Here is a 16,955-nt window from a genome sequence, read left to right as displayed (position 1 = left end):
ACTTATAGCCGTTTCTGGAACAAACATGAAAGACAAGAAAATCACCACGCAATCGTGGGTGTGGCGTTCAATGGTCAAAACCGGAATCATTCCCCTCATTCTGGTGGAAGCGGTTCTTATTGCCGTTTACCTAATAAGTAACCATTTTATCAGTGCCGACAACATGGAATACATTTACACACAAGTAAATAAAGAGTTGAAGATCTCATCGGAGAGAGAAGCAGCAATCATTAGAGAGAAGCTGCTCTCAATAGAAAGCTTAACGGCCGTATACCAAAACGAAACAGAACGTGTTTTATCAGAAGAACACACCATTGACCGATCTGAAAAAGATAACCTTGCCGTGAGCGAAGATGGCGTCTTGTATTCTAAACAAGATTTAGGGGGCTCGGCTTCTTTCTACTCTGGTCTTACCGCCGAAAAAGATTGGGAGAAGGTGTATAAACTCGCTCACCTTGACCCACTGATGAAACAAATCGAAAATAATAGCGATTTGGTTGCGTCGATTTACTTTAATACCTGGGATTCATACAACCGAATCTACCCGTGGTTCTACACCGTCGCTCAGTACCCTCCCAAAATGGACATTCCGGAGTACAACTTTTACTACCTGGCAAACGCTGAAAACAATCCTGACCAGAAGACAATTTGGACAGATGTTTACATTGATCCTGCGGGCCACGGCTGGATGGCATCGGCTATCGCGCCGGTCTACAACCAAGGTTTTCTCGAGGGTGTTGTCGGGCTTGATATCAAAGTCAGTGACATTATAGAAAGCATTCAAAATCTAGCCATTCCTTGGGGCGGCGGCTACGCTGTTTTAGCGAGTAGTAACGGCACAATTATGGCTTTGCCACCACAAGGAGAACACGATTTTGGCTTGAAAGAACTCACTGAGCACAGCTACCAGCAAGCAATCACCAAAGAGATTTTTAAGCCTGAGGCATTTAACCTGTATAAACGTGATGACACCGCTGACTTGAGCATGCGTTTACTCAAGAACACCAATGGGGTTATACAGCTCAAACTGAATGGTGAAAATAAACTGCTATCATGGTCGACCATACCAGAAACTCAGTGGCGCTTACTGATGATTGTTGGTGAGAAGGAAATGTATGCGACTTCTCATGCGCTAGAACAAAAATACCAAAAAATTGGTTACATTCTGATCTTCGGTTTAGTGGCATTCTACACCTTGTTCTTTATCCTCATCTGGCGTTCGTCCAAGAAGATGAGTGAATTTATTGCTAAGCCATTAACTCAGATCCAGAGCATGGTCAATCGAGTCGGGCTGGGTGATTTTAACTTAGCTCATGAAGGCTTCCGTTTAAAAGAGCTCAACGAAACAGCAAACGCGATCATCAACATGGGTGGCAAGTTGGATAGGCTTACCTCCGAACTGACTGAGGCAAAATTATCGGCTGAACATGCTAACCTAACCAAGAGCAAGTTTATTTCAAATGTCAGCCATGAAATACGTACGCCGATGAATTCGATTCTCGGGTTATCTTACATACTGTTAAATTCAGACCTCACGTCTGAGCAGAAAAATAACCTGTTGAAAATCGATAAATCAGGCAAGCATTTGCTGACACTGATTAACGACATTCTGGACCTTTCTAAACTTGAAGCAAATAAGGTTGATATTGAGAAGGCACCATTCGATATTCGAGCGACAATTCAGGATGTGCACGACATTTTTGAGCACAAATCCAGAAAAAACGATGTTCATCTTATGACTGAAGTTGATCAGTCCATTCCTCAGGTCGTTGGCGATCAACTTCGTATTAAGCAAATCCTCCTGAACTATGTGAGTAACGCCATCAAGTTTTCTAGAGGAGGAGATGTAACCATCGCAGTCAGTGTCGTGCAAAGAAGCGAAAACCATATTCACCTGCTATTTAGAGTCATGGATACGGGGATTGGTTTGTCTGAACACGACCAGACCGTCGTATTTGACAGCTATCAGCAGGCAGACGCCTCAACGACCCGAAAATACGGAGGTACTGGCCTTGGCCTTGCGATTTCTAAGCACATTACAGAGTTAATGGGCGGTCATGTTGGTGTCGACAGTGAGCTAGATAAAGGGAGCAATTTCTGGTTTACCATCAAACTCGATATTGACCACTCCGGAGTATCAGTAATTCCTAAGTACAAAGAGCTTCCAGAATCTGCGCTCGTTGATACCACTCATCTTCAACACGAGTGTGATATCAAATCAGTCGAGGAGTTTGAGTCTAAAGTGAGCCACCTGACAGCATTGCTAGAAGAGTACGACTTAGAGTCTGAATTTTATTATTCCAAGCATAAGTCCTGTTTTGAAAAGCTTAATCCGGAACTGAGCTACGCTCTGTCTGAAGCAGTATCAAGTTATCATTTTGACGATGCTCTGGAGCTAATGGTTCAAATCAAAGTCGAGTTAAGTCAATTCAAAGAGACCGTTGTGGATGAGTTACTTTAGGTCATCGATGAGAAGGTTTGCGATACCTCACATTATCCGTTAAATGCTAATTTAGCGTAAGCTGTAGCTCATTTATGTCCAAAAACGAGTTACCCAACCGTCAGCTTCCGCTCTTTGCCGAAGTTCGGCTCAGTGCCAAAAGCGGAATTCACAAAAGCGCGTAGCAAAAAACTGTCCGGTTGACATGTTTGTTATGCCTTTGATTTTATTAGCTCAGCAATTTCTAAAGCAATCTCTTCAATTGTATGAGTGGCTGTACTTCGGGCGACCTTATCTGCGATTGAGGGACTAAAATCTACTACTTGCTGTTTTGTAATGTTGTGCCAAATGGGGAGAAGAACTTGTTCACCCGAAACAGTTCTCGTAACGATTCCATCAAGCTCATAGTTTGTCCAGCCTTTCTTTATAAACGAAGGTGATAGAACAACCAGCCCTACTTTACTATTGGCAAGTCCTTTGTCTATTTTTTGTCTCAGGCTATCTCCAATTCTAAGCGTCATTTCGTCGTACCAAACATTCAGCCCTTGAGCTATAAGCGCATCTGCTAGAGGACGAACAAAATCATCTTTATCTTCAGACGCGTGTGAAATGAAAACGTCATGAGTCTCTCCGCCAGATTCTGTCGGAGGTGGGATATTGTCACGAACTAAGCTTGGAACTTCCGATAGTGGACGATCTTGAATTGCGGGAAGTGCACCCGGCAGTATTCGTACAGATGCTTTAGCACTCCCCCTCAACCCTTGCATATCAACTGCAACATGCCAGTGACCAGAATTAGGAATCTGAAGTCTTAAAGGCGATTTCTTTGCCAAGCCACCGATATAGCGGTGTCGCCTTCCGCTTTTATAATTATTGAAGTCAGAACTATTCATTAGACGAACATTAGCGCCACTGGTTAAAGTAACCTCAACAATTTCGCCCGCCTTCCTTTGACCTAAATCATTATGAATGAATTGCAAATCTGCTTACTCCTGATAGGGCATAACAACTTTATCAGAGGACACTTTCCCTTATTTAGCGCGAAAACGTCCTTATTTTGTGAACTTATATTAATAGCAAACAGTTTAAGTCATTGCCAGCTATAAATACTATGCTTTGTGTTATTTATATAAACATGTAAAAAAGAGGAAAGTGTCATCTTAAAAACGACTCATCTGAGCGACCGCTGATCGCTCTTAACTGCCTGTCAGATGAAGTACGAACCAATTTACCGAAAGTGTAAGATCAGATTTGAGCTACTACATTTTAGCGGTTGACGATTGGCGCTGCGAAGATGCGGATTTGAATTTCTTTTCTGTCACGGATAAAGCTGTGCCGTTAGTTGCCAGCATATAGAAGTATATTGATTAACGTTAACGATATTGGAAAAACGGCCATCTAATGCAATTTTATTAAAGTGCGCTTTTTGTTCTTGGATTATCTTAACCGTATTTTTGCTGCGTTTAATTACAATACCGATATATAGTGCTTTGAAAATTGCCATGACTTCTATTTCTCTTCTGGGTGTGATGCTGATCTAAATATCTTAAAGCCAGAATTCTCTAAGGTAATCTTTGTACCTACTACTAGAGCGAGAATGAGAAGAGTGAGTGCTGTCGCCTTGTATGCGATTATAGAAACCGTACTCCCTTCAGAAACTTTGCTTAATAGATATGCACACCAGACTAAGAATAAACTATGGATGCTAGCGTCTAGTATCACGTCTGTTGCAAACTTATGCTTCATATCTATTCATCTATAATTTCAGGTTCTATAAATGGCAACCACACAGGTTCAACACCATCCCAGTAATCTGCATCAGATGTAGCCGTTTCACAACCAACAACAACCCCGTTTCTTATTTTTAAGACCAGTTGGCTTCCAAAGTGGTAACAGAATTAAGCAAGCACATTTAAGACAGGACATGTTTAAATTACAAAAAAAGGTAGCCTCAACCAAAGGCTACCTTTTTTTATACTAGAGTTCTTTGGAGGAGACTTTAGTATGTCGTTAATGTACCACAAATATTCTCTTAATCGCCAAAAAAAGTTCAATACGAAAGAAAATTTCAGAATTACTCAAAAATCCCACTGTAGAATTTATTTACGTTCTCACAAAAACTGTTAGCTATGAATAGCGTAAAATTAAAAAGCACAATCATAGTCTGCCTAACACTACTAGGCTTATATGGGTTAGCGGAATTATTTTTTGCTCGCTTCACATTTTCATTTCCTACCTTTCAAGATCAATGTTTGTATGCTCGCATGTTCATAGTCGACAAGCGCGATAAGGATATTAAAAGGGGAGATTTAGTTGCATTCAAATTTAACAAGGAAGATAAAAATTTTGATAAAGGGTTGAGCTTTATAAAAATTGCAGCCGGTGTTCCAGGAGATGAAATCAAATACTCGCCAAATGAAATGTTTGTAAATCGAGTCGAATCCAAAATTGCTGGAATGACGCATGCCATTAATTTCTTACAGTTAAGCCCAAAAGAGTATGAGCGACAAATCACCTTGAATGAAAATGAATTCTTTATGGTTGGTGAGACTATTTATAGCTATGACAGCAGGTTTTGGGGGCCAATAAATGAAGAGGATATTTTGGGGAAAGCATATGCAATTTTTTAAGTCGATACTTTTGTTTTGTGCGTTTTCAGTTTCGGTAAGTGCCAATCAAAAAAACGAATATGATGTTTCTAGTTTTCAAGACGCTGCGAATAAAGCTGTCGAGAAAGCCAAAGAAAATGGGTGGTTAAAAGATATAGATAAGCCAACAATTCAAGAAAAAGATATAGCTTTAGCCAAGTCAATTGCAGATCAGGCTGTTGTTATTTCCAGTGAAACAATGAAGAGAGCGCTTCCACAACAAGAAAATAAAATTGATTTATTAGAAGGTACAGATGGCGCTATTTTCGTAAGTTTCTCAATGCCCAGAAGAGCACTTATTGATGCCTTCAAAGTGGCCAAAGAGCATAACTTAACAATTTTATTTAGAGGGTTAGAAAAAGGGGCTACACACATATCATCGACGATGAAGCTTATTCAGAAATTAAGTGCCATATCAAACGTAGAACCAAATGTAGGAATAAACCCACTTAGATTTAAAGAGTTTAATGTAACCGGTGTACCAACTATCGTCATAAGAAATGGTAATAAGCACCTCATTGCTCCGGGCACATTGAATGCGCAATATGCAAAAGAGCAGTTTGACCAAAAACAAGGCGATTTCAAGTTAAAACCATTAGGTCAATTATTCAATATTGACGAACCTGACATCATAGAGCAAATGAAAGCTGCAGCAGGCAAGATTGATTGGTCTGAGAAGCAACGTTTAGCAAAAGAAAGGTTCTGGAAGAAATATAAAACTTACCCTCTCCCAACGTCAGAAGAATCTAAGCAATGGCTAATAGATACGACTGTTCGCGTAACTCAAGATATCAAAAATGGCCGTGGTGAGTTATTGGCCCGAGCAGGCGACATAACAAACCCTTTAAAACAATTCCCTATGCATTTAACAATTTTTGTAATTGACCCCTATGTGAAGTCACAGGTTGATTGGGTTAAGGAAGAATTAAAATCGATAACAGGGCAGTTTCAGATTCATCTAACCCATATGGATAAAGACAAAGGGTGGGATGACCTTAGTAAGTTTCGAAATGAGTTTGGGGCACCGGTATTCATTTTGCCTAAACAAGTTATTGAGAAATTCAAAGTGGAAGCTACACCAAGCAAAATCGAAACACAAAGCAATGGTTATTTACTTGTACGTCAATTCGATTGGAGTGAAAAATGAAATTAATTTTAGTTGGGTTAGGCGTTTTGGGTGGGATCTATTTAAGTTACGAGTACCCCACTGTAGCAAAGCAAATCTGGGATACAGCTTGGCATTACTTTCTAATCGCATTTAATTGGTTAGAGTCAAAAGTGGGTCAATTGTAATGCGCTTTACATCAATTTCCCTTATTTTCTTAGCCGCTTTATTTTCAACGCAAACAAAAGCCGAAGGTAACGCATGCAATAATGCGAATGTATTTAGCAACATAATAAATGAAGTTTGTTGGTCGTGCTTCTTACCAGTGCGATTGATGGGAGTGGGTCCAAAACCAAATGGGGCTGCACCTGACCAATCGATTTGTGCTTGTAATGATGCTCTTGGAATCCCTGAGTTTGGCTATCAACTGGGATTTTGGCAGCCCTCTAGATTAGTCGAACATGTGAGAGTTCCATGGTGTGCACCCGCGTTAGGGGGAGTTAGGCTTCAGGATGATCTATTTTCATTGTCGACTGGAGTGGATGTTAAAAGTTCAGGTGGTGCAGACTTGGCAACGTACCAATATCATTACTATTCATACCCATTATTTGCGATGTTAGAAATTTTGTATTTGCCTAAATGTGGTGGTGAATATACAGATTTTGATTTGATGTATCTTAGTGAAATTGATCCAACCTGGAACAATGATTTGCTCTCAATTTTACTATCCCCAGAAGCATTCATATTTGCAAATCCTATTGCAAAAGCGTGGTGTACTGCGGATTGTGCCGCAATTACAGCAGGAGATGTTCAAGAATCTACATATGGTTGTGCTGGCTGCGACGGAAGTCTCTATCCATTTACTGGAAATGTTTATGATGGTGAGTCTGGGCCGCGTGTAACTTCTCTTTTGACACAACGTGTACTTGCGAGTTTGCACCGAAAGGGGTTGGCTAGAAAAACAATCGGAGAGGATGCAATGTGTAAACCCGAGTTTTGGCCAATGATTCCCAAATCCCAGTATAAGCTTTCGATGCTTCACCCTGTAGCAGAAGCTGATAGAAACTCTCCAAATGGTAAGTGCTGTCACCCATTGGGAGAGTCTGAACATAAATGGTCTACAGCGGCTGGTGGTAGAACCATCCCAGGTCTTGAAGACTACTTATATTTACTGTGGCGGTTTAATGACTGTTGCGTAATTAGCTCTGGTATCAATGCGCCTTCAGAATAGTGAGTAATTTAATGAACAGCGAAGATTTCAAATCATTTTTAAGAAAATATAAACTTAGCAAACCACAGGCTATGCATTTATTTAAATTCCAAAAAACGACATATCATAAATATACAAGCCCAAAATTTAACGAAGAAATAAGTGATAGCATAGCTTTGGTCTGCGATTGCTTAGATCACATGGGAAAAGGTAAAGCACATAGGTTTATAGAGGAAAAACTTTCTACACATCCTGATAAAGCTGTGAGAAAACTAAAAAAGTAAGTTTTAGTCAAAAATCTAATTAAAATTCAGATTTAGATGGAAATATAGATTTTAAAATAACTTCAAATCAATTGTCATGGCTCTATGTTGAATGAAGTGTTTTAAGAAGAAATTAACCGGATATACAATCATTGCAAGCATGGTTGGTCAAACCATTACTGTATCAGCAATTGGGGTATGGGCAGGGTTACTCGCGATTGCCACTCCATTTGAAAAAGCTATTGCTGCACAGGAACGGTTTGACCAAATTCAACAAAAATACAAAACAGATGATCCAACAAATAACCGCTCCGATGATCAGCGTTTAAATCAAACGTTATTAAAATACCCAAATCAAACAGTCATAAATCCAAATCGAGAAAATGAAATAATTCAAAAATACTACCTAACCCCACAGGCATCTAGAACAGTTGATTTGTCTGCTTATGGTAATTATGGAGACAATGCAAAGCAGCGGATTGAAGATAGCGTAAATGTTGCTAGAGACATGTCAAAGTCAGCTGTTGTTCCATCGACTAATGCAAGTGGAGGTTTAATTACAAATTATAGTAATGGGGGAGTTTCGCTTACAAAAGATGATAGTGGTAATTATGTTGGGACTATTGATGAATCAAAAGTTGCTGAGCATGTTTCTAATCAAAACGAGTACACTAGCTCAGAGCTAAATCACTCTCAAACAACATTTGATGCAGACAGTCACTATGGTAATGAGACAGAGTTTTATGCTTCAGGAACAACTAAAATTAACAGTTTGAAAACTGGCACTGCTAGTGATGCAACTGTATACCAAACAATTCAATCAATTCAGAATGACAATAAACCTCCAGAAATAAACCCAAGAAGCAGTATTTTCAATTACGGATTTAATGAAGTGAATGATGCCCTTGACGGTACCGGATCATGGTTATCGTCATGCACAGATGAGTCAGTTGACATAACACGTGAATTTACATCAACACAATCAACAAATCATTTATGTATGCAACCACTTGCAAGCAATAGCTTATATTGCGAAGTTGAAAGAGCTACACCAGTTGCATATGACGTAATTGTGCAAATGGCGGGTAAGGGCAAGCAATTTTTAACAGTAGAATTTGATCTAAAGAAGCAAACTGCTAAGACAATAGCCCCAACTGATTCAATTGCAACAGAGCTGAAATTTGAAGGTCCAAGTTTTGAAGACTTCTGCACAGTTAATAATACTAATATTAATAGGGTAAGCCTTGGTGTTTGGTCTAACACCACTATAGATGGAAGTATTGATGAAAGTACTTGGATTCGAGAGTTGCAAGCGCCAACATGTGCAAATGGTTTAAAAGGTATTGTCCAAGTTGAAGATAAAACTGATGATGGTAGTGACACAAAATGGATATTGAACGCTCAAGTAAGATATAGGTTTACTGGTGAAGTAGGGGAAAACAAGCAGTATCCAGCCGGTTGCTATGATGCGATTGAAAGTGAGCTAAAGGAAAGCAATGGCTTAGCAGGGTTTAGTGACACCACCAGTGGTGGTACTGAAAGCCGGTTTGAAGGTTTTTGTAAATTTGATAGCTATACAAATATCGAAGTTGGTAGCGTTGGATTACCCCCAGAAATATTAGAAACAGTCCCTCCTTTTTATAATGGTGATACAGGAAATAAAACTTGGAGAGTTAACCTTGATGGATATAACTGTGATCCTACTAAAGGTGAAGATTATTGTATTGTAACTCGGAGAGCTACTGAGGAAGAAAAAGCTGCAGGGATAGAGGATGAATTCCAATGTTATTCCTGGGATGAGATAGAATCTCAACCAAACCACTGCGCTACTTACCAAACTGATACGCAATGCCAAGAAATTGAGAGAACATGTGCTGAAGGGTGGCTTTGGGAGCGAGATGACGCCGATGATATTTGCTTCGCTTACACTATTGAGTATCAATGTGATGAAGAAATTGTTTCGACTGTAACAAGCTCCGTAACACAGAATAGCTGTGCGGCTACATTGCCTTGTGTTGGAGGGAATTGTGAAACATCAAATAGTGAAGTTAATGATCAATTCGCAGATGCTCTAGCTATGGCCACAGTTATACAACATATGGAAGATGGAATGAACTGTGAAGATCCTACAGACCCATCAACTTGCACTATTTTTGAAGGTGAAGGAAAGTTTTGCTCTTGGGAACCAAGTGGTTTAGGCAATGACTGTTGTGAAGCACCGGATGGAATCGATATATATGAGTATGCGCAAGGGGCATATGGAATGCTACAAGCCGACGCATTTATTGCTGGCTTAGATGGAACAAGTAACGCTTTTGTTGGGGGGTACCAACAGTTAAGACAGCCAATTGCTGATGCAGCTACAACAGCAGGTGAAGCTGTTTCAAGCGCATGGTCTTCTGTGTCTACAGTATTTACTGATGCGGCAAGTACTGCGGCAGGTAATGCAGCAGGGGAGGTGGTTGATGCTTCAGGCGCTGCCATGGATATTTTCTCTGAACAGGCAATGGATGAATTAAAACAGCAAGCAATGAACTACATGCGCGATGCCTTACCAGATGCAGTAAGTGAAGCATTATTTAATACAGCTGCGGACGGCGCGGCTGGTGCAGCTGGTGATGCTGTTTTATCTGAGGGGGCGAGTCAGGCTGTAGCGATCATTGGTTATGTGTATGCTGCTTATATGGTTTATCAATATATAAAACTCGCTTTGAACTTGCTCACTGCTTGTCATGAATATGAAATGGATATGGGTGTAAGACTAGCTACAAAGCAATGCATTCCCGTAGGTAAGAAATACTGTGCTGAAGATGCTCTGGGTGTCTGTTATCTACGCCGTCAAGATTATTGCTGTTATGACTCAATTTTGTCTCGAATAATAATGGAACAAGCATCACCAATGCTTGGCCATGACTTAGAAGAATATACAACTGAAGAAATTGATGGTTCAAAAATAAGAAATTGCCCGGGGTTAACACCTGAGCAATTGTCTAACCTGGACTGGAATAAAATTGATTTAAGTGAATGGATTAACATAATGATCGAGTCTGGTATTGCTGACTTTGATCAAGACCTTGATAAGTTGACTGGCTCTGGTCGAATGCTTAATAATGAAGGTCGAGAAAATGTAGTTGATAGAACAACACAAAGAGCGGTGGACGCTGAACTGGCTGAGAGAGCTATTGAAACAAGAAGTATCATAAATGCAGATGATATTGATTGCTCATATGTGCCGAGACCATTGGCATGTTACTTCAATAATGATGATTAATGATTATAAAGTTGCGCAATATAAATAATAAAGTACGATAGAGGTACTTTCGGGACAAACGAGAAAACCTATGAAAAATATAACTAAAATAGCCCTTGCTTCATTCATGGCATTAACTTTATCTGCTTGCTCTTCAACAAAAGAGCCTCTTGTGTATGATAATTTTCAAGCAAATAATACAGATTCTTTTGCCAAAACTACTATGCGTTTAGCAGGTAGTAACAAATTTGTTGATAGTTCTGATGGTATTGAGGCAACTCGCCAAGTTGCTGGTGCTAGTGCTATGCAGCTTGGTCAATTATTAATGCTAGACTTTGCTGGTGCAGCGACTTCAGCAATTAATGAATCTGCATTAGAAAATGAGCCATTGGCTAAACAAGCTCAATTTATTGTAAAAGTTAAAAATGTATCTTTATCAGATTTAAAAAATGCTAATCAGATCGTGGAGAGGGCTTCAAAGAAAATTGACCAACTAGCTTCAGAAAATCAACTAATGATTGCAGATGAAAAAAGTACAAGCATCCAAAGGCAAATTACATATAAAAGTAACGCGTATTGTGAAAATGCAAACGTAGCTTCTATATCTTGTGCTCAGTATTTGGGCCATGGGTATATTGGTTCTTACGATAAATTGAAGAGTGAAGCTTATGTAGTCTTTGAGACACGTAACACCATCATATCTCTATTCATGATGAACGGTTACAGAGGCGATGATGTATACTTGTACCATCCTAGAAAGATTAGCGGCGGTACTTTCAGTTCATCATACGGTTACTATGCTGGCTCACCTATAGTAATTCACCAAGGTAAGGTTTATCACTTCATTTCAAACGAAAAGGCAGGTGATGGTTCGGATTTAGATGATTTGCGCTATATTTTTTACCGTAAAAATGATGATAAAAAACAGTTGTTTGACTTTAACTCAAAAGATATGAGTTTTTCAGAATTACCCTTGGATGCAAAGCTTTAAATATTGGATAAATACTCAATAAGTATTTTAGAAATATTTTAAACATACTTGTTTTTTTGTTGTGGGTATATATAATTAAATTACTACTTTCCCTCGTCCCACGTTTGGCATTGCGACCACTGGGCTTGGGCGAAACTGCCGGCCTATTTAGGCCGGTTTTTTCAATTATGGACATTAGAAAAGTACAAAGTGAAGACTCGCGTATACATAGACGGATATAACTTTTACTACGGCTGTTTAAAATGTACAAATTTTAAATGGTTAGATCTAACATTTCTATTCGAAAATTTTTTACTCCCCCGCTCAGGCATCCCCAAATCTGTATTAACTAAAGAATACGGTATTAAGTTTTACACTGCTGAAATTAGCGATAAAGTGGCTGATGATGAAAACTCAGTTAAAGACCAAAGAAGTTATCATGCAGGGCTTAAAAACCACCGCCAGAATTCAGTTAAAGTACAGATTGTCAAAGGGTCTTACACGATAGATGAAATTGATTGTCGACTTGTTGAGACTGATGATAATGGCTCTAAAAAGCTGCCACGTAATTGTGAAAAAAAGGCCAAAGTCTGGAAAATTGAAGAAAAGCAGAGTGATGTGAATGTTGCTTTGGATGCTGTTTTTGATGCTTTTATAGATAAGGACGTTGAACAAATTGTCTTTGCAACAAATGATACAGATATTGCTCCTGCACTTCGCAAGCTAAAAGAATTGAACGAACTTAAAATACGTTCAGAAATTAAAGTTGGGCTTGTCATTCCACGCAGAGACAGTTCGGATGGACACAGAAGTGGAAATAAATCATTGATAAACCTTGCAGACTGGACAATTCACGGCATTAAAGAAGAAGAGCTTGCAAAATCTCAGCTTCCGATCTTAATTAAAGGCCCGAGTACATCCGTTTACAGGCCAGTATCATGGTTTGAGTTTAGTGAAAAAGTTGGGGAGGTCTTGGAGATTTTAAGCTCCAGAAAAGTGTGTGGTTCTATACCCAAGGCTTGGAGATGGTTGCATGAAAAAAAACCAGATGTGGATGGATTACCATTATTAACTGAAAACCCATCAGAAATGCTATTTACGAGTGACGGAGTTGATGCTGTTTTGGCACACGCTAAAGCTTATGCTGAGTATAAGCTAATGAATGCCTGAGTACTTTTCTTGGTAATTTTTGCATTTGCCCATTGAAATATTCGATGTTAAGTCGATTTCAGTTTTTATGCTGGTTAACTCACCATCATTGTGAATTTCTTCAGGTAAAACATGTTGCAGTTCAAGCAAGATTTTTTTTATATCGATTGCGCTTGAGGTTTTCTTCTCACAATATTCGCTTAATTGAGCCTGCTGCAATTTATTGGCTTTTTTTTCATCATTCAACTTATCCTTGTATCTGTCTGAAGTAACTCTCAAAGCTGCATGATCATAGCGTATGGTCGCTATTACTTCACTATCTTCGATTGTATAGTCAACAATACTTACAGATATAGGACGTAAAATGTTGGCCTTCTCGCTATAGCTCGATACACCTACTTGTGAATTATTAACAATGAAATATGCGCCTTGCTTTTGAGCAGCTTCTTTATATATTAAATCTACAATGTTGTACTCATTAACTGTGAGACCGATAGTTTTAAACTTGATAACTCTCACAGTATCAGATGCATGAGCACTATGGCTCAATACTAAAATGATTAGTAAAAATACAAATTTCATAAATCCCCCTCCAAAGTGAAAAGTATAATTTATTGAATACAGGTTTGTGAAAATATAAGAAACACAATGGCATTTTTTTATAACATATTGTAAATATTCGATATTTAGTTTGGTTTTTAACCGCTGCACGAAATGAAATTCATGAAATGATTAATACAGTTTTAGTTCTTTGAGGCCGTTTTAATGAATTTATTGAAAGCGCTAGCAAATGGAGTTTTTATATTGACAGTATTCTATGCGTTCGGGAGTGCTTATGGTGCAGAAAAAGTTAGTGTCAATTTAACGCTCAGTAACACCACTGATTACGACGCACAAGTAATCGAGTATCTACTTCAAAAAAAAGCTGTGGAGCAAGTAAAAGTAAACCTCAACACGAATGTTATAAGCGGCAATAAATTATTGCCAAATGTAAGGGCAAAACTTAAAGAACTAAACTTAAAGCAAGAGCAAAGCACCCTTAATGCAACGGCTACTTTTGAGTTAACTGAAGGTCCAGAGTTAATTGGTAACGAGAATACTATTAGGATTTATGACGAAGTATTTCTGTTTAATGGCGTCGAAACAAAACAATCATCATTGAAAAAAAGACTCAAAGAAAAGGTGTTTGAATATAAATTCTTTGCTGATATCCAAAGCAAATTATCTAACCTAGTGACAATATCAGACTATAAAATCAAAGAACCTCAAATTAGTGAAGGTCAAATGATTTATGGTGGTCTTAAGCTCTCAGAAATAATGAACATCCGCGCTTTAGTTGCAGCCCGTAGTTACTCTCGCAAAGGTATCTCAAATGGAGTAAATATTCGAAATGAAGAGTGTGCACAGATTGATTCAAATCTGTTAGATGTAAACCCTCAATTTCCTTCGATTGGAAAAGCTCCACACAGGCCAGAATTTAAAGTAGGTGTATCGATGCTAACACTCCAGCTCTTGACTGGGTTATCTCCAAAAGTTTTAGAAATTGATTTTACTAAAAACTTACTACTATCCGAATTGCAAAAGTCTAGAGCGAGATTAAAAGACTATAATAGTGACGTCTTGCCTTATTCAAATATGTGGGATGCATACAGAGAAAGCATAGAGAACTTCAAAAATGTATTAAATGGGCAGATGTCCAATTTATCTGAAGAATATATGGGGAATATTGAGGCATCACCTTTCCGTCAATATCCGTTTGCAGATGTTAAGCAAGTTTCAATGCAACTTAGTTTTGATGAGTTAATTAGTGAAGGGGGCTATGATGGCTTTGAGTTCAATGATTGGTTTTGGGGTCCGAAAAACCACTATGGAGTACAAAGCAGCTATATTAATCGTGTAGATGATTTATCGAGAGGCAAGCCTTACTTTTTTCTTGTGATAGAAGTTTCAGGTGTAAAATTCTATCGAGCTGTCCTAGATATTAACTTTATTCATAACAAGAATAGTTCGGCAAAAGTAAATTTAATTCCAATAGATGTTTTGCCATTTTTACCAGGGTCAGAGTTTAATATCTTTAATCGAACAGACTACCGTAAGTTGTGGCTAAAATCTTTGGAACAAGTATCCGTGACGGATGGTTCAATAAGCAATCGAGCAGTCAATATACTACCAAAAGAAACAATTGATTGTTTGCCTGATACGTTTGCTTTTGATTTAACACTAAGCGAGTTGCTTGCTTTTAGAAAGGGGCAGACTGCATTACTCGACGGTGACTTTAACCCGGTAAAAAATTCACATGGAGACTACGTTGTTAATCAGCATGGTTTTCTAGGTTTAATGTCTACAGAAGAGCCCGCCTTTCCCGTATCAGTCAGCATGATGGGTAACTCAATAAATATTAGCTACTACAAAGACCATAAAATTGGGGATATAAGTGTTTATTTTGAGAAAAAGGTATTTTAATCAAAAAATACTGAAATTCAGTTGAAAATCACGCTTTTAAAATTTTTTTCAATTTTAAGATTAAGCCAGACTCAATATTCTGGCTTTTTTTATGGATTTTACAATTTACTCAATCGGTGAAACTGCGTTCATGTATGAGGTTCTAATGGGCCTTCGAAGAATGTTTGATTTTGGCTTTTCATCTTTGCATATTTTGATTGGTGCTACAGCTCTACTTTCACTGATGACTCTTGTAGTAAAAAGTTGGATCAACCCAAACTCTAACCCAGTACTATCTTGGTTTATTGGGCTTTGTATGTTTATGGTCTTGTGTGGTCCATTTTCTAAAGTAGATGTTGTTATTGAGTCGGTAAGAACTGGAGATGTGTATTATGTGAATGATGCACCTGGCATAGCAGCTGTTATTGCAATGATGACCTCAGGAATGTATGGGCTTTCACGAGATTATGAAGATTCATTCGCCTCACCGGATGGTTATCAGGCTGGTCAATTTCTCGATCCAATGAGAGCGCTAGTGGCGCTTGATAAATTTGGATATATGGGCTCTGAAGAACTAGATTCAGGCGTTAATGCCCAAAGGTACAGAATCAAAACATCTACAATGAACTACCTTCAAGACTGTGTAATTTGGGATCTTCAAGTTGGTGGCAATGACGCTGAGCTAAATGCTGACAAAATAAAAAATGCCCCAATGGAAAACTTTCTTGAGTCTATAAGAATTAATACACCATCAAGAAGCACTTATATTCAAATCGACACTCCTGCCATGGAGCTATTAACTTGCCCAAACGCATACTTGAAGCTCAAAAGTTACTTTGATAGCTCAAGTTTCAGAGAGATGACTGACAGGTTTTTGCAGAAAGAAAATGTAAAACCACAAGATGTTGAAGCCGGTGCGGAATCGATTTCTGCATTAAGCGCGACAATGAATGCATACCATTTAGCGACGGGAAGGTATTTATCAAATGTTTTTGCTGAAGCTGCTGCAAAAAGTGGGGATATGCAAGGGCTCCGCTCTGAACTTACTTTAATAGAAACAAAGTCTCAGCGACATTACCAAATGGCCGCGGATAGAAACCTAGCTTTGGAGCTATCAATTGGTTTTGCAACCTTCATTGAGGCCTTTGTGTTTTTCTTGATCCCAGTTATTGCAATCATGCTTGTAATGGGTGCTGAAGCTATGAAATCAGCTGCTATGTTCTTTGGGGTAACTGTGTGGGTTAACTTGTGGCCGGTAACCATGAGTGCGGTTAACCTTTTTACTTTACTTGCTATTCAAGGTCGATTCACATCAGTGTCAGCTGGTGGCGGTGGTGTAAGTGCAATCACATTTGGTATGTGGGGGCATAGCATGTCAACAATCGAATCATTTATTGCAGTGGCAAGTAGTTTGGCTGCTGCAGTACCTATGCTCACTTTATATATACTGCATAGGGGTGTTCACACCATGATGGGTG

At 38.8% G+C, this 16,955-nt stretch carries 14 protein-coding genes; 11 read left to right on the top strand and 3 right to left on the bottom strand.

From position 1 onward, the window contains the following. Window positions 1-25: 25 nt before the first annotated feature. Window positions 26-2,461, top strand: a complete 2,436-nt coding sequence (locus H5232_RS12675; protein ID WP_182830973.1) for an ATP-binding protein — start codon at window positions 26-28, stop codon at window positions 2,459-2,461. 191 nt (window positions 2,462-2,652) lie between these two features. On the opposite strand, the gene H5232_RS12670 is transcribed toward H5232_RS12675, so the two are convergent. Together H5232_RS12670 and H5232_RS12665 are read right to left on the bottom strand one after the other, a co-directional pair. Beyond that, a complete protein-coding gene (locus tag H5232_RS12670) occupies window positions 2,653-3,420 on the bottom strand; it encodes a DUF1883 domain-containing protein (protein ID WP_182830972.1) in 768 nt (255 codons plus the stop codon). A 338-nt stretch (window positions 3,421-3,758) separates the two neighbouring features. Continuing rightward, window positions 3,759-3,944 carry a hypothetical protein gene (locus H5232_RS12665; RefSeq protein ID WP_182830971.1) on the bottom strand — a complete coding sequence of 62 codons (186 nt, stop codon included), beginning with the start codon at window positions 3,942-3,944 and terminating at the stop codon, window positions 3,759-3,761. A 625-nt stretch (window positions 3,945-4,569) separates the two neighbouring features. On the opposite strand from H5232_RS12665, the gene lepB reads away from it, so the two are divergent. The 8 genes from lepB (at window position 4,570) to H5232_RS12625 (ending at window position 13,056) form a co-directional block, all read left to right on the top strand. Next, window positions 4,570-5,070, top strand: a complete 501-nt coding sequence (gene lepB, locus H5232_RS12660) for a signal peptidase I (protein ID WP_182830970.1) — start codon at window positions 4,570-4,572, stop codon at window positions 5,068-5,070. After that, a complete protein-coding gene (locus H5232_RS12655) occupies window positions 5,057-6,235 on the top strand; it encodes a TrbC family F-type conjugative pilus assembly protein (RefSeq protein ID WP_182830969.1) in 1,179 nt (392 codons plus the stop codon). Before lepB ends, H5232_RS12655 begins: the two co-directional genes overlap by 14 nt. Next, complete coding sequence (locus tag H5232_RS12650; RefSeq protein ID WP_155950869.1) at window positions 6,232-6,381, top strand: hypothetical protein; 150 nt, start codon at window positions 6,232-6,234, stop codon at window positions 6,379-6,381. The genes H5232_RS12655 and H5232_RS12650 overlap by 4 nt, the downstream gene beginning before the upstream one ends. Next, entirely contained in the window at window positions 6,381-7,424 is a 1,044-nt protein-coding gene (locus tag H5232_RS12645) for a TraU family protein (protein WP_182830968.1), read from the top strand. Before H5232_RS12650 ends, H5232_RS12645 begins: the two co-directional genes overlap by 1 nt. Window positions 7,425-7,435: 11 nt before the next feature. Next, window positions 7,436-7,687 carry a hypothetical protein gene (locus tag H5232_RS12640; protein ID WP_182830967.1) on the top strand — a complete coding sequence of 84 codons (252 nt, stop codon included), beginning with the start codon at window positions 7,436-7,438 and terminating at the stop codon, window positions 7,685-7,687. A 91-nt stretch (window positions 7,688-7,778) separates the two neighbouring features. Next, window positions 7,779-10,937 (top strand): conjugal transfer protein TraN, encoded by a 3,159-nt coding sequence (gene traN / locus H5232_RS12635; RefSeq protein WP_182830966.1) that lies wholly within the window; start codon window positions 7,779-7,781, stop codon window positions 10,935-10,937. 70 nt (window positions 10,938-11,007) lie between these two features. Further along, window positions 11,008-11,907 (top strand): hypothetical protein, encoded by a 900-nt coding sequence (locus H5232_RS12630; protein ID WP_182830965.1) that lies wholly within the window; start codon window positions 11,008-11,010, stop codon window positions 11,905-11,907. 189 nt (window positions 11,908-12,096) lie between these two features. Next, the gene (locus H5232_RS12625; protein WP_182830964.1) at window positions 12,097-13,056 is read left to right on the top strand and encodes an NYN domain-containing protein; all 960 of its coding nucleotides are present in this window, start codon (window positions 12,097-12,099) and stop codon (window positions 13,054-13,056) included. Here the strand turns inward: H5232_RS12625 and H5232_RS12620 are convergent. Next, window positions 13,042-13,617, bottom strand: a complete 576-nt coding sequence (locus tag H5232_RS12620; protein WP_182830963.1) for a hypothetical protein — start codon at window positions 13,615-13,617, stop codon at window positions 13,042-13,044. The two genes, H5232_RS12625 and H5232_RS12620, sit on opposite strands and share 15 nt — an antisense overlap. Window positions 13,618-13,800: 183 nt before the next feature. On the opposite strand from H5232_RS12620, the gene H5232_RS12615 reads away from it, so the two are divergent. Together H5232_RS12615 and H5232_RS12610 are read left to right on the top strand one after the other, a co-directional pair. Beyond that, window positions 13,801-15,498: a hypothetical protein gene (locus H5232_RS12615; RefSeq protein WP_182830962.1), complete on the top strand. Its 1,698-nt coding sequence runs from the start codon at window positions 13,801-13,803 to the stop codon at window positions 15,496-15,498. A gap of 91 nt (window positions 15,499-15,589) precedes the next feature. Then, window positions 15,590-16,955: conjugal transfer protein TraG N-terminal domain-containing protein (locus H5232_RS12610; RefSeq protein ID WP_182830961.1), on the top strand; the 1,366-nt coding region annotated here is incomplete at its 3' end.

The organism is Pseudoalteromonas sp. SG41-5 (assembly GCF_014164495.1).
Lineage (GTDB): Bacteria > Pseudomonadota > Gammaproteobacteria > Enterobacterales > Alteromonadaceae > Pseudoalteromonas > Pseudoalteromonas rhizosphaerae.
The sequence above is the reverse complement of the archived record's forward strand: the minus strand, read 5'-3'. Positions and strand labels throughout refer to the sequence as shown.